General features: G+C 68.8%; 22 protein-coding genes. 15 read left to right on the top strand and 7 right to left on the bottom strand.

Features of this window, described 5'->3' with window-relative positions; translation table 11 throughout:
* Positions 1-45 precede the first annotated feature (45 nt).
* Complete coding sequence (locus ACI6GS_RS13825; RefSeq protein ID WP_439814033.1) at positions 46-957, top strand: alpha/beta hydrolase; 912 nt, start codon at positions 46-48, stop codon at positions 955-957.
* On the opposite strand, the gene ACI6GS_RS13820 is transcribed toward ACI6GS_RS13825, so the two are convergent.
* Both ACI6GS_RS13820 and ACI6GS_RS13815 read right to left on the bottom strand, forming a co-directional pair.
* Positions 958-1,920, bottom strand: a complete 963-nt coding sequence (locus ACI6GS_RS13820; RefSeq protein ID WP_439814032.1) for an alpha/beta fold hydrolase — start codon at positions 1,918-1,920, stop codon at positions 958-960.
* Between the two features lie 14 nt (positions 1,921-1,934).
* Positions 1,935-3,236 carry an AMP-binding protein gene (locus ACI6GS_RS13815; protein ID WP_439814031.1) on the bottom strand — a complete coding sequence of 434 codons (1,302 nt, stop codon included), beginning with the start codon at positions 3,234-3,236 and terminating at the stop codon, positions 1,935-1,937.
* A gap of 203 nt (positions 3,237-3,439) precedes the next feature.
* Here ACI6GS_RS13815 and msrA point away from each other — a divergent pair, with 203 nt between their 5' ends.
* The 4 genes from msrA (at position 3,440) to ACI6GS_RS13795 (ending at position 6,058) form a co-directional block, all read left to right on the top strand.
* Positions 3,440-4,126, top strand: a complete 687-nt coding sequence (gene msrA, locus ACI6GS_RS13810) for a peptide-methionine (S)-S-oxide reductase MsrA (protein WP_439814030.1) — start codon at positions 3,440-3,442, stop codon at positions 4,124-4,126.
* Between the two features lie 179 nt (positions 4,127-4,305).
* Positions 4,306-4,878, top strand: coding sequence for a YceI family protein (locus ACI6GS_RS13805; protein ID WP_439814029.1), 573 nt, complete (start codon positions 4,306-4,308; stop codon positions 4,876-4,878).
* The gene (locus ACI6GS_RS13800) at positions 4,875-5,498 is read left to right on the top strand and encodes a YceI family protein (RefSeq protein WP_439814028.1); all 624 of its coding nucleotides are present in this window, start codon (positions 4,875-4,877) and stop codon (positions 5,496-5,498) included. The genes ACI6GS_RS13805 and ACI6GS_RS13800 overlap by 4 nt, the downstream gene beginning before the upstream one ends.
* A 2-nt stretch (positions 5,499-5,500) precedes the next feature.
* Entirely contained in the window at positions 5,501-6,058 is a 558-nt protein-coding gene (locus ACI6GS_RS13795) for a cytochrome b (RefSeq protein ID WP_439814027.1), read from the top strand.
* Here ACI6GS_RS13795 and ACI6GS_RS13790 read toward each other — a convergent pair.
* Positions 6,045-6,449 (bottom strand): ATP-binding protein, encoded by a 405-nt coding sequence (locus ACI6GS_RS13790; RefSeq protein ID WP_439814026.1) that lies wholly within the window; start codon positions 6,447-6,449, stop codon positions 6,045-6,047. The two genes, ACI6GS_RS13795 and ACI6GS_RS13790, sit on opposite strands and share 14 nt — an antisense overlap.
* Positions 6,450-6,560: 111 nt before the next feature.
* Between ACI6GS_RS13790 and ACI6GS_RS13785 the strand changes: the two genes are divergently transcribed.
* Positions 6,561-7,016, top strand: a complete 456-nt coding sequence (locus ACI6GS_RS13785; protein ID WP_439814025.1) for a FecR family protein — start codon at positions 6,561-6,563, stop codon at positions 7,014-7,016.
* A gap of 4 nt (positions 7,017-7,020) precedes the next feature.
* Positions 7,021-7,620 carry an OmpA family protein gene (locus ACI6GS_RS13780; protein ID WP_439814024.1) on the top strand — a complete coding sequence of 200 codons (600 nt, stop codon included), beginning with the start codon at positions 7,021-7,023 and terminating at the stop codon, positions 7,618-7,620.
* 37 nt (positions 7,621-7,657) lie between these two features.
* On the opposite strand, the gene ACI6GS_RS13775 is transcribed toward ACI6GS_RS13780, so the two are convergent.
* From ACI6GS_RS13775 to ACI6GS_RS13765, 3 genes are read right to left on the bottom strand one after another with little or no spacing between them, the layout of a single operon-like run.
* Complete coding sequence (locus ACI6GS_RS13775) at positions 7,658-9,892, bottom strand: SpoIIE family protein phosphatase (protein ID WP_439814023.1); 2,235 nt, start codon at positions 9,890-9,892, stop codon at positions 7,658-7,660.
* Entirely contained in the window at positions 9,867-10,826 is a 960-nt protein-coding gene (locus tag ACI6GS_RS13770) for an MBL fold metallo-hydrolase (protein ID WP_439814022.1), read from the bottom strand. The genes ACI6GS_RS13775 and ACI6GS_RS13770 overlap by 26 nt, the downstream gene beginning before the upstream one ends.
* A 54-nt stretch (positions 10,827-10,880) precedes the next feature.
* Positions 10,881-11,210, bottom strand: coding sequence for an STAS domain-containing protein (locus tag ACI6GS_RS13765; protein WP_439814021.1), 330 nt, complete (start codon positions 11,208-11,210; stop codon positions 10,881-10,883).
* 171 nt (positions 11,211-11,381) lie between these two features.
* Between ACI6GS_RS13765 and ACI6GS_RS13760 the strand changes: the two genes are divergently transcribed.
* The gene (locus tag ACI6GS_RS13760) at positions 11,382-11,951 is read left to right on the top strand and encodes a DUF4142 domain-containing protein (RefSeq protein ID WP_439814020.1); all 570 of its coding nucleotides are present in this window, start codon (positions 11,382-11,384) and stop codon (positions 11,949-11,951) included.
* Between the two features lie 48 nt (positions 11,952-11,999).
* Here the strand turns inward: ACI6GS_RS13760 and ACI6GS_RS13755 are convergent, their stop codons facing one another.
* Positions 12,000-12,908 carry a histidine kinase dimerization/phosphoacceptor domain -containing protein gene (locus tag ACI6GS_RS13755; RefSeq protein ID WP_439814019.1) on the bottom strand — a complete coding sequence of 303 codons (909 nt, stop codon included), beginning with the start codon at positions 12,906-12,908 and terminating at the stop codon, positions 12,000-12,002.
* A 335-nt stretch (positions 12,909-13,243) separates the two neighbouring features.
* On the opposite strand from ACI6GS_RS13755, the gene ACI6GS_RS13750 reads away from it, so the two are divergent.
* The 7 genes from ACI6GS_RS13750 (at position 13,244) to mrdA (ending at position 20,362) form a co-directional block, all read left to right on the top strand.
* Positions 13,244-13,681, top strand: coding sequence for a response regulator (locus ACI6GS_RS13750; protein ID WP_439814018.1), 438 nt, complete (start codon positions 13,244-13,246; stop codon positions 13,679-13,681).
* Positions 13,682-13,829: 148 nt separating this feature from the next.
* On the top strand, positions 13,830-14,849 hold the full coding sequence (gene ilvC, locus ACI6GS_RS13745) for a ketol-acid reductoisomerase (RefSeq protein ID WP_439814017.1): 1,020 nt from the start codon (positions 13,830-13,832) through the stop codon (positions 14,847-14,849).
* A 93-nt stretch (positions 14,850-14,942) separates the two neighbouring features.
* Positions 14,943-15,515 (top strand): Uma2 family endonuclease, encoded by a 573-nt coding sequence (locus ACI6GS_RS13740; RefSeq protein ID WP_439814016.1) that lies wholly within the window; start codon positions 14,943-14,945, stop codon positions 15,513-15,515.
* 152 nt (positions 15,516-15,667) lie between these two features.
* Entirely contained in the window at positions 15,668-16,708 is a 1,041-nt protein-coding gene (locus ACI6GS_RS13735; RefSeq protein WP_439814015.1) for a rod shape-determining protein, read from the top strand.
* A gap of 259 nt (positions 16,709-16,967) precedes the next feature.
* Positions 16,968-17,945, top strand: a complete 978-nt coding sequence (mreC, locus tag ACI6GS_RS13730) for a rod shape-determining protein MreC (protein ID WP_439814014.1) — start codon at positions 16,968-16,970, stop codon at positions 17,943-17,945.
* Complete coding sequence (locus ACI6GS_RS13725) at positions 17,942-18,457, top strand: rod shape-determining protein MreD (RefSeq protein WP_439814013.1); 516 nt, start codon at positions 17,942-17,944, stop codon at positions 18,455-18,457. The genes mreC and ACI6GS_RS13725 overlap by 4 nt, the downstream gene beginning before the upstream one ends.
* 15 nt (positions 18,458-18,472) lie before the next feature.
* Complete coding sequence (gene mrdA, locus ACI6GS_RS13720) at positions 18,473-20,362, top strand: penicillin-binding protein 2 (protein WP_439814012.1); 1,890 nt, start codon at positions 18,473-18,475, stop codon at positions 20,360-20,362.
* Positions 20,363-20,420 lie beyond the last annotated feature (58 nt).

The following is a 20,420-nucleotide window of genomic DNA, read 5'->3' as shown; positions in this document are numbered from 1 at the left end:
CTGCTTCATGTCCTTTCCGTGGCTGTCGCCCTGGGGTGCACGGCCGTGCCTGAGACCCTTCACCGGGAGCTGACGGCGCCCGGACCACAGGGGCCGCTGAAAGGGACACTGGTCCAGCAGGACGGTGACCCGCGCTCCCCGATCGTGCTGATCCTGCCTGGGTCCGGCCCCACGGATCGCGACGGCAACAACGCGCTGGGGGTCCAGGGCGGACCCTACCGGGTCCTGGCGGAGGCCCTGGGCAACCAGGGCATTGGGACCGTACGCATCGACAAGCGCGGCATGTTCGGCAGCGCCGCGGCCGTGGCCGATGCCAATGCCGTCACGATAGACGACTATGTTGCGGACACGCAGGCCTGGGTCAACGTGATCACCCAGACGCTGGATCGCCGTTGCGTTTGGCTGCTCGGCCACAGTGAAGGCGGACTGATCGCCCTTGCCGCCGCCGCCCGGGTGACGCCACTTTGCGGGTTGATCCTGGTCGCGGCACCCGGGCAGCGCATGGGGGATGTCCTGCGGGCGCAGTTGCGCGCCAACCCGGCCAATGCGCCGGTCCTGGACGACGCCCTGGCTGCCATCGCCCGGTTGGAAGCGGGAGGTCGGGTGGATGTCGCTGCGCTGCACCCAGGGCTCAAGGTCCTGTTCGACCCACAAGTGCAAGGATTCCTGATCAGTGCGTTTGCCCAGGATCCCACGGCCCTGGCCGCCGCTGTCGACAAGCCCATGCTGATTCTCCAGGGCGAGGCCGACCTGCAAGTCTCGGTGGCCGACGCGCGGGCGCTGGCTGCGGCTCAGCCGGCCGCCAGTCTGGTCCTGCTGCCGGACGTGAACCATGTCCTGCGCGCCGTGCCGCCCGGCGATGCACGCGCCAATCTCGCCAGCTACGCCGACCCCACGTGGCCCCTGGCCCCGTCCGTGGTCGGCGCCATTGCCCAGTTCATCGACCAGCACCGCTAGCTAGAAGCGCCGGGTCAGCCAGTCGACCAGGATGCGGTTGACCTCCTCGGGCTTCTCCTGCTGGACCCAGTGGCCGGCGTTCTCGATGCGCGCCACCTCCAGGTCGGGGATGAAGCGGGGCATCTCCCCCACCAGGTCGAAGGGAATGTAGTAGTCGTTCGGCACCTCGACCATCAGGCAGGGGACGTCGATCCGCTCGGGCGTGCCGGCCAGGAGGTGATGGTTGCGGGTGATGTTGCGGTAGTAGTTGATGCCGCCGGTAAACCCGGTCACGCGGGCCGCCTGGGTGAAGACGGCGATCTCGGCATCCGACATGAATTCGGGGCCGGCCAGCCCCTCGCTGGCCATCACGCTGAAGTGCAGGTTGCGGTAGTCGTCGGGCTTTTGCGCGAACGCCTCGCGCGACAGGCCACCGGCGCGGAAGAAGCCGCGGAAGGCCGCTTCCGGATCGGCAGCGAAAGCGTCGTCGACCAGGCCCGGCTGCTGGAAGACGGACATGTAGGTCCCCTCCCCCTTCGTCCGGCGCAGGTACGCGATCGGCTCCTCCCCGATATGGCGGAAGAACCGGTGCGGGATGTTCAGGCTGCCCAGGCCCAGCACACGATCGGGATGGAGGGCCGGCAGTTCCCAGGTGACGAGCGCACCCCAGTCGTGGCCGATGAAGATCGCCTTCTCCACATCGTGCGCGTCGAGCAGGCCGACCAGGTCGCCGGTCAGCTGCACGATGTCATAGGCCTCGACCGCCGCGGGCCGGCTGCTGCCGCCATAGCCGCGCATGTCGGGCGCCAGGACGCGATAGCCGGCCGCCGCCAGCGGCGCCATCTGGTAGCGCCAGGAATAGCCGAGCTCGGGAAAGCCATGGGCCAGGACGACCGTCACCGGTCCCTCCCCCAGCGCATGGACCGCCAGGTCGATGCCGTTCGTGCGGACCTGATAGGGCTCGGGCCAGGTGAAGCGCGCCATGGACCCCTCCCCCCTCAGCGCGGCCGGTGATCGAAGACGCGGCGGGCCTTGCCCTCGGACCGGGCAACGGCGCCGGCCACCGCGATCACCACCTCAGCCGACAGGCCCAGCCGGTCCTTGATGCGGTGGCCCAGCACGGCCCGCGCACCCGCACAGGCATCGTCGTCGACACCAGCCAACGCCTCGACCGTGATACTCAGATGGTCCATCGGCCCGTCCCGCCGCACGTCGATGCGGTAATGCGGGGCAAGGGCCGGGTGGTCCAGGATCAGTTCCTCGATCTGGCGGGGAAAGAGGTTCACGCCGCGCACGATCAGCATGTCATCCGTGCGGCCCAGCAGGCGCTCCAGCCGCCGCATCGGACTGCCCTCCACCGCCGGCAGCAGCGTCGAGAGGTCGCCGGTGCGATAGCGGATCAGGGGCACCGCCTCCTTGGTCAGCGTCGTCAGGACCAGCTCGCCACGCGTGCCGTCGGGCACTGGCTCGCCCGTCTCCGGCGAGACGATCTCAGGATAGAAATGATCCTCCCACAGGGTCAGGGCGCCGCGCGCATCGACCCGCTCCATGGCGACACCCGGGCCCATCACCTCGGACAGGCCATAGATGTCGAGCGCCGCCGTGCCCATGCGGGCCTCGATCTCGCGCCGCATCTCGTCGCTCCAGGGCTCGGCGCCGTGGATCCCGATGCGCAGCGCCGTCGCCCGCGGGTCGACGCCCGCGCGCTCCAGCGCCTCGGCCAGGACCAGCATGTAGGATGGTGTGCACGCGATGACCCGGGGCTTCAGGTCCACGATCAGCTGGACCTGCCGCTCGGTCTGCCCGCCCGACGCCGGCACCACGGCCAGCCCCGCCTTCTGTCCCCCGTCATGCAGGCCAAGCCCGCCGGTGAACAGGCCATAGCCATAGGCATTGTGCAGCACGTCGCCCGGCCGTGCCCCGGCCGCCAGCAGCGACCGCGCCACAAGGTCGGCCCAGCGGTCCAGGTCTCCTTGCGTATAGCCGACGATGGTGGGCTTGCCCGTCGTGCCGGAGGAGGCATGGATGCGCGCCACCCGGTCCTGGGGCACGGCGAACATGCCGAACGGATAGTGCTCGCGAAAGTCGCCCTTGCGCGCGAAGGGGAACAGGGCCAGGTCCGACAACTGCTTCAGGTCGCCGGGGGCCACGCCGCGGGCCGCGCAGGCGGCGCGGAAATGCGAGACGTTCTCGTGGGCGTGGCGCACCGACCATTTCAGGCGGTGCAGCTGCTCCGCGGCCAGGGCATCGCGCGAGGCGTGTTGCAGGTCGTCGAACACCGGTGCCGCGCGCGTGGCCATGTCACTCCCCCTACATTCCTGGGCGTTGCCCCTTTGTCGGGTGCTGAACGCCATTCCACCATTATTACCTGACCGGTCAGTCAGTCAAACACGGGCGCTTCCCCGCCGGAATAGCTGATTGGGCCAAGGGGTCTTGCCTGGATCGGCGCATGTGCGCATATCGCAGGGAACTGCTCGCCATGCGCACGGAAGGGATGTCCGCCATGCTGTTCTCGAAGTCCAAGCAGGTCATGCCCCGGCCCGAAGAGGCCTTGAAGGGCCGCTCCATGCCCATGCCGGTATCGGGCCGCCACTTCGTCAACGGCAGCGCCATCGTTCCGCCGTTCCCGAGCGGGAGCGAGGTCGCGATCTTTGGCCTGGGCTGCTTCTGGGGGGCGGAACGCAAGTTCTGGCAGACCCCCGGCGTCATCACCACGGCTGTCGGCTATGCCGCGGGCTTCACGCCCAATCCCAGCTACGAGGAGGTGTGCAGCGGCCGCACGGGGCACAATGAAGTGGTCCTTGTCGTGTTCGACCCCGCCCGCGTCAGCTATGAGCAGCTGCTCAAGGTGTTCTGGGAAGCACACAACCCCACGCAGGGAATGCGCCAGGGCAACGATGTCGGCACCCAGTACCGCTCCGGGATCTATGCGACGAGCGCGGCCCAGCGCGACGCGGCCGAGGCCTCGCGCCAGCGCTACCAGCAGGCGCTGAGCGCGCGGGGCTTTGGCGCAATCACGACCGAGATCATGGACGCGCCCGACTTCTATTATGCCGAGGAGTACCATCAGCAGTACCTGGCCAAGGTGCCGAACGGCTATTGCGGCCTGGGCGGCACGGGCGTGTCCTGCCCCGTCGGCCTGACCGAGGGCGTGGCGGAGGCGCGGCCCCTGGCATCGGTCGCCGAATAGCCGGCGTTGCGGAATCGTGCACGCGGGGTTTCCCATCTGGTCCCCGTGTGCCCGTGGCCGCCCCGCGCCACCTGTACTAGGCTCGAGCGCCGGACCGGGATGCTGCCCGGCCGGCGCAGGGTCAATCCAGGGTTGCCATTCGACCCGTTGCCCGACCAGTTCAAAGGAGCTTGAGCTCGATGATCCGTCGTTCCGTCCTCGGCCTTGCGGCTGCCGCCCTTCTCGCCATCCCCGCTGCCCAGGCGGCCCCCTGGAAACTGGACGAATCGCATACGCAGGTGCTGTTCTCGGTCAACCACCTGGGCTTCTCGACCGTGCACGGCTGGTTCGGCAAGGGCCAGGGCACACTCGACCTCAACCCCGAGAAGCCGGCCGAGAGCAAGGTCACCTTCACGATCGACGCCGCGAGCGTGCAATCGGGCTGGGCCGCGCGTGACGAGCACCTGAAGAACAAGGACTTCTTCAACGTCGAGCAGTTCCCGACCATCACCTTCACCTCGACCAGCGTCGAGGTGACGGGCGAGAAGACGGCCAAGGTGACGGGCGACCTGACCCTGCTGGGCGTGACCAAGCCGGTCGTGCTCGATGTGACGCTGAACAACATGGGCCCGCATCCCATGAACCAGAAGCAGGTTGCGGGCTTTACCGCGACAACCACGATCAAGCGCAGCGAGTTCGGCATGAGCTATGGCGTGCCGGTCGTCGGCGACGAGATCCCCCTGATCATCAACACCGAAGCGACGCCGGAATGATGCGACGACCGGCGTCGCGGGCCCGGGCGCAGGCGCGTTCGGGCACGGCGCATGGCGCGGTGCGTGCTTGGCTTGCCGCCGGGGCGCTCACCGCCCTGGCCCTGGCTTGGGCGACCCAGGCGCGCGCCGCCGACTACACGCTCGATCCCGCCGCCAGCAGCCTCAGCTTCACGGCAACGGCGGGCGGCGCGCCGGTCGAGGGGCAGTTCAAGACGTTCTCCGCCACCATCCGCTTCGATGCGGCCGACCTGCCAGGATCGAAGGTGGAGGTCGTGATCGACACGCCCAGCGCCACGACCGGCGACGCGCAGCGCGACGGCATGCTGGTCGGTGGCGACCTGTTCGACGTGGCCAACTTCCCCCAGGCGCGCTTCGCGACGAAGTCGTTCACCGCGGGCGACGGTGGCCAGTACCAGGTGGTGGCCGACCTGACGATCCGCGACGTCACGCGGGAAGTGACGCTGCCGGTGACGATCGGGACCAGTGACAGCGGCGCCAGCGCGTCCGGTGAACTGGTCATCGACCGCCTGGACTATGGTGTGGGCAAGGGCCTGTTCGGTGACGAATCGACCGTCGCCAAGCCGGTCACCATCCGCTTCTCGATCAAGGCAGGGAACTGATCATGGCGGCACGCAGCAGCGCGACCGAGTGGGGCAGTGTCGCCAAGGCGTTCCACTGGCTGACCGGCCTCCTCGTGGTCGGCATGGTGGCGCTGGGCTGGACCATGGCGGCGGTCACCGACAACGCCCTGAAGTACGAGCTGTTCCAGTGGCACAAGTCGTTCGGCTTCACGATCCTGGGCCTGACGGTGCTGCGCCTGCTATGGCGCCTGACCGGCCCGACGCCAGCCCTTCCGGGGCACATGTCGCTGGCCGAGCGGGCGGCTGCCACGCTGACGCATTGGGGACTGTACCTGGTCCTGTTCGCGCTTACTTTCACCGGCTGGGTCGCGATCTCCACCTCCGCGTTCCAGGTGCCGACCCTGTGGTTCGGCCTGGTGCCGATCCCGAACCTGATGGGACCCGACCAGGAGCTCCACAAGTCGGCCGAAGGCGTGCACGAGGCGCTGGTCTGGGTGCTCATCGCGCTGTTCGTGCTGCATGTCGCAGGCGCGCTGTTCCACCACTTCGTCCGGCGCGACCAGGTCCTGCGCCGCATGCTGCCGTTCAGCCGGGCCTAGGCGGCTGGGCGCGGGTGGCCAAGGTCACCCGGTTGCGGCCGTCCCGGCGCTCGTAGCGCACGTCCATCAGCGTCTTCAGGATATAGATCCCCAGACCCCCCTCCTGCCGCTGGTCGGCGCCCAGCATCAGGTCGGGATCGGGATGGGCCGTCGGGTCGAAGGGCTGGCCGTCGTCCTCGAACAGCAGGACAAGGCCGGCGGGCGCCCGCTCAAGGCGGATCCGGACCTCGCCCGGGCCATCCAGGCCGCACCGCCCGTGGGTCGCGGCGTTGACCAGCAACTCCTCCACGGCAAAGGCGATGTCATAGGTGTGCTCCGCCTGTCCGGCGGCCGCGCAATAGGCCGCAACCTGCTGGGTCAGGGAGCGCAGGGCACTGGCGTCGGCAGGCAATGTGACATCCATCACCCCATAGTGCCGAAGGCTTGGACGTGATGCAGCCTTCGCCGCATAGTAGTGTCGATATTGCTGCCGGCGGTGGGCCGGCCCTGCCGGGAATGCAAGATGCGGAAAGCGTGGCAAGGTGCTGCTTGTGCCATCGTCCTGCTGCTGGCCGGACCCTGCCTGGCCCAGGGTGCGTCCGCCGAATCTCCGATCGGCAAGGTCCGCACCCTGGCGGGCAGCGTGACGATCGAGCGCGACGGCACCAGCCTGACACCCGCGATGGGCGAGCCGATCTTCCAGCAGGACGTGCTGGTGACCGGCATGAACGGCAGCCTGGGCGTCGTCATGATCGACGACACGGTCCTGTCGCTGGGGCCTGACAGCGAACTGATCCTGTCCGATTACGCCTTCGATTCAGGCGCCTATGAGGGGCGCATGACCGCCGACATGCGGCGCGGCACCCTGGCCCTGACCTCGGGCGAAATCCCCAAGGCCTCGCCCGGCGCGCTCCAGGTCCGGACCAACCGGATGATCATGGGGATCCGCGGCACCACCATCCTGGTCAGCGCGGAGTAGAGCCATGGCCCATATGGCGGCTGTTCCGGTCCTGGCGCTGGGCCTGCTTGCGGCCGCCTGCGCGGCACCGCGCGACACGGTGGTGCTTGTCCCCAGCGCCGACGGCCATGTGGGTGCCGTCAGCGTGCGCGACCGCGACGGGGCAGAGACGCTGCTCGACCAGTCCTATGCCTCGGCCGAAAAGGGCGAACGCAACCCGTTCGGACCTTCGACCCGCAGCCGGCAGGAGATCGACGCCCTGTTCGGCCCGGCCCGCGCGGCGCAGCCCGACATGCCGGCGCATTTCCGGCTCTATTTCAAGATGGACAGCGCCGACCTGACCCCTGAGTCGGAAGCCGACTACGCCCGCATCTTCCCCGAAATCCGGCGCCGCGCCTCGTGGGATATCGAGGTGATCGGCCATACCGATTCGACGGGCGACGCCGCCTATAATCGCGAGCTTTCGGTCGAGCGGGCGCGCGCCATGGCCGAGCGGCTGGTGCGCGACGGCATTCCCGCCGACCGCATCGAGATCGCCGGCCGGGGCGAAGCCGACCTGCTGGTCGCGACCCCCGACGAAACCTCCGAACCCCGCAATCGGCGCGTGGCCATCACGGTCCGCTGAGCGCCCTTCAGTCCCCTCACCGCCTTGTGGGGGAGACCTATCCCGCGCCACCCGCCGCGGCCCCCGGTCCAAGCCAGCGCACGACCAGGAGGGTGATGTCGTCGGCGACCTCCGCCCCCTTGGCGAACTGCTTCAGGTCGCCATAGATGCCCTGCGCGACCATCTCTGCCGATGACCCGGGGGCCACGTCCGCGAAGGCCGCGCGGATGCGCGCCTCGCCATAGAGGCGGTCCTGCGTGTCCCAGGCCTCACTGACGCCGTCGGTGTAGAGGACCAGGGTCGTCCCCGGCTCAAGCCGCACCATCTCCACCGGATAGGCGAACTCGTCCAGGATGCCCAGCGGCGGCCCGCCTTCGGTCGGCAGGGCGTCGATCGCGCCGGACCCGGTGCGCACCAGCGGCGCATCGTGGCCGGCCGAGCAGTACGACATCTCCCCCGTCTCCGTATCCAGCACGCCTGCCAGGACGGTGACGAACATGCCGTCGTTCCCTTCCTCCATCATCGGCACGTTGGCGGCGGCGATGTGGCTGTTGGCGCCGTCCATCAGTTGGGACAGGGCGCCATCCTGCTGCGCGGCCAGCCGGTGGAGGATGTCGCGCGTGACCGCCATGAACAGGGCTGCCGGGATGCCCTTGCCCGAAACGTCCGCGATCGCAAAGAACAGGTGCCGCTCGTCGACCAGCAGGAAGTCATAGAAGTCGCCGCCCACACCGCGCGCCGGCTCGATGATGGCGTGCAGGTCGAAGTCCTGCCGTTCGGGGAATGCGGGAAAGCGGCGGGGCAGCAGGCCCATCTGGATCGTGCGCGCGGCATCGACATCGGCCTGGATGCGCAATTCCCGCGTCTGCGCCTGGGCAAGTTCGCCCGCCACCTGCCGGCGGACCCGGATCTCGTGCAGCAGCGTGCCGCCCTGTACCGGCAGGAACAGCACCAGCGCCGCCAGGGCCGCTGCCGTGCCGTCGATCAGCAGGCCGCCGACAAAGGCCCCGAAGCTGAGCGCCAGGGCGCCCGCCATCACCAGGAAGACCAGGGGCAAAGCCAGGCGCGGATGCTGGTAGGGCAGGCCCAGCACGACCAGCAGGCCCACCGCCAGCAGCAGGCCAAGCTCCGCCCACAGGCCCCAGGCGGGCCAATCCAGATACTGCTGGGCCAGGAACGAATCGAGCAGCTGGGCGTGGATCTCCACCCCCGGCATGGCCGGATCGACGGGCGTTGCCTTGCTGTCGCCAAGGCCCGCCGCCGTCGCCCCGACAAGGACCAAGCGCCCGGCCAGGGCGCCTGGCGGCACCTGCCCCTCGATCACCTGATAGGCCGGGATGATGCGGGGAGCGGACAGGGCGCTGGGCTGCAGCCGGACATGAACGCGGCCCTGGCGATCCACCGGAATGCGAATGTCGTCCAGGCGGATCGCGTCAAGGCCGCGCGCGCCGACCTCCACGACGAAGGGCTGCCGCCGGCCGGCCTGGTCCAGCGTAGCCAGGGCCATCATGTCCAGCGTCAGCGCGGGCGCATAGGTGGGCGTCACCCGCCCGGTCGCGTCGGCCAGGACGCGCGCCATCAGCAGCGGGATGCCGCGTGGCACGGCCCCGCCTTGCGCGATCAGGCCGGCGCCGGGCGCCGCGCGACGCAGCGCGCTGTGGCTGGCTGTAACGCTGGCGAAACGGCCCAGCCAGGGATAGGGCTCGCCCCCCTGGCCCAGGATCAGCGTGGCGGGCAGCGGCGCGCGGGGCCCGACCTGGACCCCGTCATTGGGCGCCATGGCCAGCACGACGGGAGCCGCCTTCAGCGAATCGCGCAGCCGGTCGTCGTCGCTGGGCAGGGCCTCCAGCATCGCCTTGACATCGGGCGCCAGGTCGGCGCGCAGCCGTGCGAGCGAGGCCAGGGAATGGCTGTCCCGCTCGGCGAAGATGATGTCGATGCCGATCGCCGCGGCACCCGCCTGGTTCAGCCCGTCGACCAGGCGCGCGACCAGGCTGCGCGGCCAGGGCCAGTTGCCGTAGCGGGACAGGCTCTCCTCGTCCAGCGCCACCACGCGGGCCGCCAGCGGACGCTGCGGCGGCGGGGCCCAGGCCTGCCACAGGTCAAAGGTCGCGTCGCGCACATTGTCGAGGAGGTCGGGCGGCGCTGGGCCCTGCACCGTCGCATTGCCGCTGCGGTCGCCACGTACCGCCACGGCCAGGACCATCAGGAGCAGCAGGCCAAGCCCCAGCAGCCGCGTCCGCGAGCGGTACCAGGGCGCGGACGGCTCAGGCTTCGATTTCAAGTCCGTCATAGGCCGAGCTGATCTGCAGGGGCGGCTCGCTCGGGCTCAGCTGGGCGAAGGCCTGCGTCTCGCCCAGGATCAGGTCGAGCATGGCGTCGTCGCAGGTCGGCTCGTGATGGAACAGGACCAGATGCTTCACATGGGCGAACTGCGCCAGTTCCACCGCCACCATGTTGCTGGAATGGCCCCAGTCCTCGCGGATCGAAACAGCGTCGGCCAGGGAGTACATCGTGTCGAAGACGACGACATCGGCGCCCCAGAAGAACTCGGTATAGGGATAGGCCTCCTCCGCCGTGTCGATCCGATGTTCGGAGTCGGTGGCGTAGACAACACTGCGGCCATTGCGCGTTGCCCGGTAGCCATAGGAGTCGCCGGTATGGCGCTGCTTCATGATGCGGAGGTCAAAGCCGCCGACATGGTGCGTCTCGTCCGGGTCCAGCACAACAAACTCGATCCTGGCGCCCAGGGCCTTGAAATCGACCGGGAAGGACGGCGCGCCGTGCTGCCGCTCGAACGCTTCCCGCAGTTCGGCGTGACAGCCATGGATGCGGATCACGTTGCCCGGCACATAGGCCGGCGTGAAGAACGGAAAGCCCATGATGTGGTCCCAGTGCAGGTGGGACATCACGATGTTGACGGGCACCGGCAGCTTGGGGCTGCCGTACTTCTGGATCAGGCTCTGCCCAAGGTCGCGCGCGCCCGATCCAAGGTCGAAGAAGAACAGTTCCTCCTGCCCGTCGACCAGCTGCACGCACGGCGAATTCCCGCCATAGGTTCCAGCGATCGAGAACGGCAGGCCGTCCAGATAGGCCTCAACCGCCTTCTCGCTGGTCAGGTCGATCCCCTTGGCCCGCAGCAGCGCCTCGCGCAGCTTGGCGCGGACCGATGCCGACGTCAGCGCAGTGGGCAGGGAACCGCGGGTGCCCCAGAACTTCACCTTCATGGCCGGTCGTCTCTCACGCGGTGGGCACCTGGCTGTGTTCGATGAGGACGGCGTTCAGGATTTCCACGCGGCCACCGCCTCGTCCACCGTGTCGAAAATCGGCAGGACATAGGAGAATCGCGCGATCGCGAAGATCTTGCGCACCTCGGGCTGAAGGCCGCCCAGGCCGACCCGGGCGCCCTTGGCCGTCGCATGCTTGGCCGCCGCCATCAGGGCGCGCAGGCCGGCGGTGCTGACATAGTCGACGCCGGAAAAGTCGCACAGCACCTTGGCCTGGGGCGTGAGGGCCGCCAGCACCCGCTGCTGGAAGGCCTGGCTCGACTCGTGATCGATCCGCCCCCGCGGGGCCAGGATCGCGACATCCCCGTTTCTGCGCTCGGCCACGTCCAATGTCTGCCCCTTTGTCTGGCGTCCGCCCCGTGTTCCCCGATGCTGGTCATTTCCGCCGCCATGCGCAAGGCAAGGGCACACGCATCGCAAGGAACAATGGGCCGGCGCGCGACTTCAGCCTGCGCAGAACCCGACCGGTTCACCGACAGTCGAAAGGTTGCGTCAATGACCCGTTTCCAGACCCTGCGCTCCACCACCCTGGCCAGCGTTCTCGCCCTGGCGCTTGCGGCCCCCGCGGCGATGGCGGCCGACCAGTCCATGTCGCCCGACGGCACCCCCACGGGCCTGGGCGGCGGCATGGCCGAGCGCTTCACGATCGAGGCGGCGTCCTCGAACATCACCGACATCAAGGCGTCGGAACTGGCGATCCAGCGCTCGCCCACGCCCACCGTGCGCGAGTACGCGACCCAGCTTCTCGCCAGCCAGCAGAAGGCGCAGCAGGAACTGACCCTGATGGCCGGACAGGCGGGCAAGAACGCGCCCATGACCCCCAACCAGGAGGATGCGGCCCAGCTTGAGGAAATGGCCCAGCTGGACGGTGCCGCGTTCGACCGGGCCTATCTGGACTATCAGGTCACGGCGCGCACCGAGTCGGTGAGCCTCCTGGGCCAGCAGGCGGCCGACAGTTCCGACCAGAACCTGCAGCGCTATGCCAAGGCGAACCTGCCGGAAGCGCAGGCGCAGCTGGAGCAGGCCAAGCTTCTGGCCGGCCAGATGGGCGTCGCCGCCCAGTAGCCGCGGCAAGCCAGCCGACAGCGATGGCGCCGGGCGATCCGCCCGGCGCTATTGCGTCTTCAGCGGCACGATCACACTGATGGCACCGGGCTCCTGGCGGATTTCCGCCCGGAGCTGCCGCGCCAGAAGTCCGGCCAGCCGCTCCCCCAGGGGATCCAGCCGCTCGATGGGTTCGCCCAGCCGGACGGCGATCCGCAGACCCCCTTCCCCCGCCAGTGCCAGGTCCAGGCCGCCAGCCTCGTCGCCATGCCGCGAGCCATCCCCGTCGCGACCCTTCAGCAGCGACATCAGCACCTCGTTGCAGAGCAGCACCAGGGCAGAGGCCCGATCGCCAGGCAGTGCCGCCTCTGCGACTGCATCGTCACCCCCGGCGACCCCACCCCCAAGAGCCAGTTGATCGCCCAGCGCCACCAGCGCCGGGGCGAGCGGTATGCGCGTCATGTCGGCCGCCTGGAAGACCTGGTCCTGCATCAGGGCGACACAGCGCACCCGCTGAACCGCATCCTCCAGCTGGACCCGCAGGGTCGGGTCCTTGAGGTAATGGGCCTGCAGGCCGAGCAGGCTGATCACCACCTGGAGATTGTTCTTGATGCGATGCTGCAGGCGGGCCACACGGTGGTCGGCGCTTGCGGCGGCGGTGACGAGGTCCGTGACCTCGACCGCCCGGCCGTCGAGCGCAGCCCGGCCCGCATTCCCCGGTGCCAGGATCATGCGCAGCCAGCGCGTGGCCCCGCCGACCAGGATCGCGACATCGCAGCCGCCGCCACCCCGCGCCGCCAGCTCCGCCAGGGCGGCGATGGCGCCCGGCGCGCCCTCAGGCTCCAGCAGTGAATGCCAGCCGCTGCCCAGCATGTCGACCGGCTCGACGCCCAGGGCTCGCCAGCCATCTCCCACCGTGACCCAGCGGCCATCGGGTGCAGCACCCCAGTCCAGGTGCGGCAGCGGCGACAGCGTCATGGGCGCTTCCTCGATCGGCTGATTCTTTGGGTGGCCCCGCCAAGGATACGGGACCCAAGCAGCCGCGGCGACCGGATAACGGGGCACCCCGACGACGCGCGCACAGTCCTGGAACCAAAATCCAGCCGGGGCATTATCACCGGACAATGACACCGGATTGGGCCCCTGCCATGCGCTTTTCCCAGCCGGGGAACGGGGACCCGGCAGCGTGCCCGCCGGGTCCCCTGGCCCCGGTGCACGCCGGCCTCTCCCGATGCGACGCAGCCAACAGCCTCGACGATCCCCAGGATGCGGCAGGGGAGCTCAAGGCGCACAAGGAATGGAGCAGCAACGCTATGCCGCCGCCCTCGGCCGGACCCAGTCCCGGATTCGGCCGCCCCCGCGCTGCGGCCCTGCGCGGCCTGCGCCTTGTCGTGGTCGAGGATGAGCTGATCTCGGCCCTGTATCTTGAGGAACTGCTGATGGCCTCCGGCGTCACCGTCGCGGCGACCGTCGGCTCCGAGCCGGAGGCCTGCACGACGATCGAGCGCCTGCGCCCGGACTTCGTGCTCATGGACATCCGCCTGGCGCGCGGCGGCGATGGCATCCGCACGGCCCAGCAGGTCTACCAGCGCACCGGCATCCGCTCGCTGTTCGTGACCGCCCATACGGATGGCGGCACCCTCACCCGCGCCGCGCCGGCAGCGCCTCTGGGCTTCTTGTCCAAGCCCTATAGCCCGGAGCAGCTCATCTCTGCCCTGCTCCAGGCTGTGGCCCAGCTCAAGCCACACTGAACCCCGCGCAGGCCAGCCTTTTCCACCCAAAGGCTGGACAAGCGTCCCGCGCCCGCTATGGTCGCGCCATTTCGGCGAGGCTGGACGCAAGGGCACGGAGCGCAACGCGCGCGCCTTGGCCCCCGCCGTTGCGAGGGAGAGGCAGAACATGCGCGTGTACTACGACACCGATGCAGACGTTAACCTGATCAAGGGCAAGAAGGTCGCGATCGTCGGCTATGGCAGCCAGGGCCACGCCCATGCGCTGAACCTGCGCGATTCCGGCGTGAAGGATGTCGCCGTCGCCCTGCGCACCGGCTCCCCCACGGTGAAGAAGGCCGAAGGCGAAGGCCTGAAGGTCATGGACCCGTCGGCCGCCGCCGCCTGGGCCGACATCGTCATGGTCCTGGCCCCCGACGAGCTGCAGGGCGCGATCTATCGCGACCACCTGGCCGCCAACATGAAGGAAGGTGCCGCCCTTGCCTTCGCCCATGGCCTCAACATCCATTTCCGCCTGATCGAGGCGCGTCCCGACCTGGACGTGTTCATGATCGCGCCAAAGGGCCCCGGCCACACGGTGCGCAGCGAATACCAGAAGGGCGGCGGCGTCCCCTGCCTGGTCGCGGTCGCGCAGAACCCCTCCGGCAATGCGCTCGAGATCGCGCTGTCCTATGCCAGCGCCATCGGCGGCGGCCGCTCCGGCGTGATCGAGACCAGCTTCCGCGAGGAGTGCGAGACCGACCTGTTCGGTGAGCAGGCCGTGCTCTGCGGCGGCCTGACCGCCCTGATCCAGGCTGGTTTCGAGACCCTGGTCGAGGCCGGCTACGCGCCCGAGATGGCCTATTTCGAGTGCCTGCACGAGGTGAAGCTGATCGTGGACCTGATCTACGAGGGCGGCATCGCCAACATGCGCTACTCGATCTCGAACACGGCGGAATACGGCGACTACACGCGCGGCCCCCGCATCGTGACGGCCGAGACCAAGGCAGAAATGAAGCGCATCCTGGACGATATCCAGTCCGGCCGCTTCGCCCGCGACTGGATGCTGGAGAACTCCGCCGGCCAGGCCAGCTTCAAGGCGACCCGCGCCATCCAGGCCCAGCACCCGATCGAGGACGTCGGCGGCAAGCTGCGCGCCATGATGCCCTGGATCGCCAAGAACAAGCTGGTCGACAAGGCCAAGAACTGAGCGTCTCTTCGGGCGCCTGCGAAAGGGCCGCCGGGCAACCGGCGGCCCTTTTTCGTTTGTGCTAGGCTGATGCCGTGACTGCCTGAGGGCCCCATGGCTGACGCCGCGCAGCGCCAGATGACGATCGAGGAGTTCCTGACCTGGGACGACGGTACCGACACGCGCTACGAATTGCGCGGTGGCGTCCTCGTTGCGATGTCGCCGGGAAGCCGAGCGCATCAACGGATGATTCCCGCGCTGGCAGTCGCCGTCGGTGGCGTACTCCGCGGGCGCAAAGGTTGCGAACAAAGAAGCGAGGCGGGCATCCTCTCGCCTACTCGCGATCTCACCTATTATGTCGTCGACCTTCTGATCACATGTTCAGAGCGCGACCGCGAAACACCCTATGCGCAAGACCCCATCCTCATCGTGGAGGTCCTGAGCAAGTCTACTGAGCGGGTTGATCGCCGGACCAAGCTCCCAGATTTCCGTGCCATCCCCTCCGTCGAAGAGATCCTGCTGATCGACCCAGAGAAACCGCATTGCGAAGTTCATCGCAGGACCGGAGACGGCCGCTGGCTGGTCGACCTCATCCGCGGCCGCGACCAGCATCTTGTCCTCGAGTCGATCGGCCTCAAGGTGCCGCTGTCCGAACTCTACCCCGACATTCCCGACGACGATCTGTAGCCCCGCCGCCCGCCGCGACGAGTCGTCCCGGCCGCGCGCACACCGGGTTTCTTGTGACGGGCACGTCAAGCCGCTAGAACGTGCGCCTTAAGCCGGGGCAAAGAGCAGTTTCAGGGCAGGCGCAGCGGCGTCCGGCTGGGAGTCCAGAATTCATGTTTGGGAAGCTGCTCGGCATGCTGTCGGCCGACATGGCCATCGACCTCGGCACCGCGAACACCCTTGTCTACGTTAAGGGCCGCGGCATCGTCCTGAACGAGCCGTCGGTCGTCGCCATGGTCAACAACCGGGGCAAGAAGCAGGTCCTGGCCGTGGGCGACGAGGCCAAGATGATGCTGGGCCGCACGCCCGGCAATATCGAGGCGATCCGGCCCCTTCGCGACGGCGTCATCGCCGACTTCGAAGTCGCCGAGGAGATGATCAAGCACTTCATCCGGAAAGTGCACAATCGCCGCTCCTTCGCCTCGCCCCAGATCATCGTCTGCGTCCCCTCCGGCTCGACCGCGGTCGAGCGCCGCGCCATCCAGGAATCCGCGGAATCCGCCGGCGCCCGGCGCGTGTTCCTGATCGAGGAGCCGATGGCGGCGGCCATCGGCGCCGGCCTGCCGGTGACCGAGCCCACGGGCTCGATGGTCGTCGACATTGGCGGCGGCACGACGGAAGTGGCCGTCCTGTCGCTGGGCGGCATCGTCTACGCCCGCTCCGTCCGCGTCGGCGGCGACAAGATGGACGAGGCGATCATCGGCTATATCCGCCGCAACCATAACCTGCTGGTCGGCGAATCCTCGGCCGAGCGGATCAAGAAGGAGATCGGCTCCGCCTGCCCGCCCGAGGATGGCCACGGCCTGACCATGGAGATCAAGGGCCGCGACCTGATGAACGGCGTGCCCAAGGAACTGGTCATCAGCCAGCGCCAGATCGCCGAAAGCCTGGCCGAGCCCGTCTCCGCCATCGTCGAGGCGGTGAAGGTCGCGCTGGAGCACACCGCCCCCGAACTGGCCGCGGACATCGTGGACAAGGGGATCGTCCTGACCGGCGGCGGGGCCCTGCTGGGCAACCTGGACTTCGTGCTGCGCCACGCCACGGGCCTGCCCGTCTCGATCGCGGACGATCCCCTGACCTGCGTCGCCAAGGGGACCGGCCGCGCGCTGGAGGACATGAAGTCGCTCCGCACCGTGCTGGCCAACTCCTACTAGGTTCGGCCACTCGTCCCCATCCCCCGCCCCCCGTGCCCCGGTTGTTCATGGTTTCCCAGGACAAGCTTGGGGACGTAGGCCAGGGGGCGCAGGTGGGGGTGCAACCTTGCCGCCCGGTCGAACAATCCCGGCGGCTGCGGCTTCAGGCTTCGTGCAGATTTGCCTGAGAGGCTTAACGCTGCCGCAATTGGCTGCATCCTGAGGGCACGTCGCAGCGGAGCCAGCAGATCATGAGTCGGTCCCCCCGGATGGATGACAGGTGAGACAGCTGAACACAGGTCCCGTGCTGCGCCTGGCGCAGCCGCTGAAGCTGGTCGTCCAGCGCTTCGCCTATGCGACGCTGCTGGCGACGGCGGCGGGCCTGCTGATCCTTGGCAAGGCCGATGCTGTCCTGCTGGAGCGTGGCCGCACGTTCATCATGGACAACACCGCCCCCCTGCTCGACGCGATCAGCCGGCCGGTGACGGCGGTCCGCGAGATGGGGCGCAAGCTCAACGAACTGGCCAACGTCTACGACGAGAACGAACGCCTGCGCGAGGAGAACGCGCGGCTGCGCCTGTGGGCCGATGCCGCCCGCCAGATGCAGAAGGAGAACGAACGGGTCCGCGCCCTGACCCAGTTGCGGCCAGAGCCCGAGGGCCACTACATCGCCGCGCGCGTGATCGCGGATACCGGGGGGCCTTTCGTCCGCACCGTGGTGATCGACGCCGGCACGATCCACGGCGTGGCCGTGGGGCAGATCGTGCTGGACGACCAGGGCGTGCTGGGTCGGGTGACTGCGGCCGGTGAGCGCTCGGCCCGCGTCCTGCTCATCACCGATCTCAACAGCCGCGTGCCCATCCTGCTGGAATCGACCCACCAGCGCGGCGTCCTGGCCGGCAACAATGACGACACGCCCCGCCTGACCTTCCTGCGCGCCACCATCCGGCCCCAGGTGGGGGAGCGCATCGTGACGTCCGGCCATGGCGGCCTGTTTCCGCCAGGGCTTCCCGTCGGTATCATCGAAAGCGTCCGGGGGTCGGAGCCGCGCGTCCGGCCCTGGGCCGACTGGAGCCGGCTGGAATATGTCCGCGTCCTGCACTATGAGGGCCCGATCGAGGCGATCGAGACCGATGGCGGCCGCCCGCAATGGAACCGCGGCAGCGCCCGCGCGGCACCCGCGGCCGCCCCGGCCGAGGGTTCCGCGAGCGCACCAGCCACGGCACCCGCCGCCAACAGCCCGACGGCCGCGCCATGACGCCGGATGATCCGTCCAAGGGGGGCCTGAACAGCCTGGCGCCCATCGTCGTCGCGCTACTCTGCGTGCTCCTGGGCACGATCCGCATTGGCGTGCCACATTTCACCCTGGTCGCGGCGGTCTTGCCGCTGGTCGCCGTCTATTACTGGACAATCTTCCAGCCCATGCTGATGCCGGCCAGCGGCGTCTTCCTGATCGGTCTGACGCAGGATGTGCTGGGCAGCGGGCCGATCGGCCTGAACGCGCTGATCCTGCTTCTGGTCCACGGCTTCCTGAAGACGCAGCGGCGCGTCTTCGTGGCGCGCACCTTCCTGATCGCGTGGTTCGGCTTCGCCACGATCGCGACGGGGGCAGCACTTGTCTCCTATGCCGTCGCCTGCCTGTTCTATGGCACCCTGATCCAGCCCATGCCGCTGCTGACGCAGCTTGTGCTGGGCATCGCGATCTATCCCATCGGCAGCCTGGTCTTCAGCCGCATGGTGCCGCCTCCGCCCAAGCGGATCGGGGCCTGAGGGGGACGCGCCGCGATGGGCCAGCAGAACGAGACCGGGCGTTACAAGACGTTCACCCGCCGGGCGGCGATGCTGGCCGGCGGCCAGATCGCCCTCCTCTCGGTCCTGGTCGGCCGCATGTACTACCTGCAGGTGGTGCAGAGCGAGCAGTACCTGATGCTGGCCGAGGACAACCGCATCAACCTGCAGCTCCTGCCGCCCTCGCGCGGGCGCATCCTGGACCGCTTCGGGGTCGAACTGGCGACCAACCGTCAGAATTTCCGCGTCCTGCTGGTGCCCGAACAGACGGAGGATGTGGAGCAGACGCTGGCCGCGCTTGGCCAGTTCATCGACCTCCCGGACCATCTGCGCCGCCGGGTCAAGCGCGAGGTCGGACGCCGCCGCGCCTTCCTGCCCGTGACCGTGGCCGAGAACCTGGCCTGGGAGGATTTCGCCCGGGTCAACGTGCATAGCCCCGAACTGCCCGGCATCCAGCCCGACGTGGGCGAGACGCGAACCTATCCGATCGGCGCGCCCCTGGCCCATGTGATCGGCTATGTCGGCGCGGTGTCGGAGAAGGAGATCAACGACGATCCCGTCTACCAGCTGCCGGGCTTCCGCATTGGCAAGAACGGCATCGAGAAGGGCCTTGAGCCGGAGCTCCGCGGCCGCGCCGGCAACAGCCGGGTCGAGGTCAATGCCTATGGCCGGATGATCCGCGAACTGGCCCGCACCGACGGCACGGCCGGCGATGACGTCGTCCTGACCATCGACATGGACCTGCAGCAGTTCGCGACGACCCGCCTGGGCGAGGAGAGCGCCTCCGCCGTCGTGATGGACGTCGCCACGGGCGACATCCTGGCCATGGCCTCCACGCCTGCGTTCGAGCCCAATGCCTTCAACATCGGCCTCAGCCGGGACGAATGGCATGCGCTGCGGACCAATCCCAAGGCGCCATTGGTCAACAAGCCGATCGCCGGGCAATATCCGCCCGGCTCCACCTTCAAGATGGTGGTGGGCCTGGCGGCGCTGCATACGGGTGCCATACAGCCGTCCCACGCCGTCACCTGCCGCGGCTCGGTGAAGCTTGGCAGCCACGAGTTCCACTGCTGGAAGCGGGGCGGCCACGGCACGGTCAACTTCGTGCAGGCGCTGGAACAGTCCTGCGACTGCTACTTCTACGACATCGCCAAGCGCACCGGCATCGACCGCCTGGCCGAGATCTCGCGCCTGTTCGGTTTTGGCGCCCCTTGCCGGATCGAGATTCCGGGCGAACGGGGCGGCATCATGCCGGACCAGGCCTGGAAGCAGCAGGCCCTGGGCAAGTCCTGGCAGCAGGGCGAGACGCTCATCTGTGGCATCGGCCAGGGCTATGTCCTGGCGACCCCGCTGCAACTGGCGGTGATGACCGCGCGCCTGGCGGCAGGCGGCCGCGCCGTGCAGCCCCGCCTGGTTCGCAGCGTGGGGGCACAGGACCGCGAGCCGCACGGGCCCGCCCCCTCGCTCGGCATCGACGAACGCTTCATCGCGCTGGCGCTGGAGGGCATGAACCGCGTCATCAATGGCGCCGCAGGAACGGCCCGCCACGTGCGCAAGGCGGACGACACCTTCCTGATGGCGGGCAAGACCGGCACCGCCCAGGTCCGCCGGATCAGCCGTGCCGAGCGCCAGACCCGCGTGCGCCGGGACGACGAGAAGCCCTGGGAGGAGCGCGACCATTCGCTGTACGTCGGCTATGCGCCCTATGACTCGCCCCGTTACGCGATTGCGGTGATGGTCGAGCATGGCGGTGGCGGCTCCAAGGTCGCGGCGCCGATGGCGGCGGACATCCTGCGCGAGGCCATGCGCCTCGACCCGCTGGGCCGCGCCGCCCTGGGCCCCATCGCCAACCGGGATGCGACAACAGCGCCGGACAATCCCACCTGATTTTTGCGCGGTGCCCCTCGACACGGCGCGCCAGCATTGCTAAACAGCGCCCCTCGGT

Source organism: Zavarzinia sp. CC-PAN008 (assembly GCF_051903925.1).
Classification (GTDB): Bacteria; Pseudomonadota; Alphaproteobacteria; order Zavarziniales; family Zavarziniaceae.
The sequence above is the reverse complement of the archived record's forward strand: the minus strand, read 5'-3'. Positions and strand labels throughout refer to the sequence as shown.

Coding starts and splice junctions, on each gene's coding strand:
- ACI6GS_RS13820 (WP_439814032.1), bottom strand. CDS start 1,920: ATGGCGCGCTTCACCTGGCCCGAGCCCTATCAGGTCCGCACGAACGGC.
- ACI6GS_RS13815 (WP_439814031.1), bottom strand. CDS start 3,236: ATGGCCACGCGCGCGGCACCGGTGTTCGACGACCTGCAACACGCCTCG.
- msrA (WP_439814030.1), top strand. CDS start 3,440: ATGCTGTTCTCGAAGTCCAAGCAGGTCATGCCCCGGCCCGAAGAGGCC.
- ACI6GS_RS13805 (WP_439814029.1), top strand. CDS start 4,306: ATGATCCGTCGTTCCGTCCTCGGCCTTGCGGCTGCCGCCCTTCTCGCC.
- ACI6GS_RS13800 (WP_439814028.1), top strand. CDS start 4,875: ATGATGCGACGACCGGCGTCGCGGGCCCGGGCGCAGGCGCGTTCGGGC.
- ACI6GS_RS13795 (WP_439814027.1), top strand. CDS start 5,501: ATGGCGGCACGCAGCAGCGCGACCGAGTGGGGCAGTGTCGCCAAGGCG.
- ACI6GS_RS13785 (WP_439814025.1), top strand. CDS start 6,561: ATGCGGAAAGCGTGGCAAGGTGCTGCTTGTGCCATCGTCCTGCTGCTG.
- ACI6GS_RS13780 (WP_439814024.1), top strand. CDS start 7,021: ATGGCCCATATGGCGGCTGTTCCGGTCCTGGCGCTGGGCCTGCTTGCG.
- ACI6GS_RS13775 (WP_439814023.1), bottom strand. CDS start 9,892: ATGACGGACTTGAAATCGAAGCCTGAGCCGTCCGCGCCCTGGTACCGC.
- ACI6GS_RS13770 (WP_439814022.1), bottom strand. CDS start 10,826: ATGAAGGTGAAGTTCTGGGGCACCCGCGGTTCCCTGCCCACTGCGCTG.
- ACI6GS_RS13760 (WP_439814020.1), top strand. CDS start 11,382: ATGACCCGTTTCCAGACCCTGCGCTCCACCACCCTGGCCAGCGTTCTC.
- ACI6GS_RS13755 (WP_439814019.1), bottom strand. CDS start 12,908: ATGACGCTGTCGCCGCTGCCGCACCTGGACTGGGGTGCTGCACCCGAT.
- ACI6GS_RS13750 (WP_439814018.1), top strand. CDS start 13,244: ATGCCGCCGCCCTCGGCCGGACCCAGTCCCGGATTCGGCCGCCCCCGC.
- ilvC (WP_439814017.1), top strand. CDS start 13,830: ATGCGCGTGTACTACGACACCGATGCAGACGTTAACCTGATCAAGGGC.
- ACI6GS_RS13740 (WP_439814016.1), top strand. CDS start 14,943: ATGGCTGACGCCGCGCAGCGCCAGATGACGATCGAGGAGTTCCTGACC.
- ACI6GS_RS13735 (WP_439814015.1), top strand. CDS start 15,668: ATGTTTGGGAAGCTGCTCGGCATGCTGTCGGCCGACATGGCCATCGAC.
- ACI6GS_RS13725 (WP_439814013.1), top strand. CDS start 17,942: ATGACGCCGGATGATCCGTCCAAGGGGGGCCTGAACAGCCTGGCGCCC.
- mrdA (WP_439814012.1), top strand. CDS start 18,473: ATGGGCCAGCAGAACGAGACCGGGCGTTACAAGACGTTCACCCGCCGG.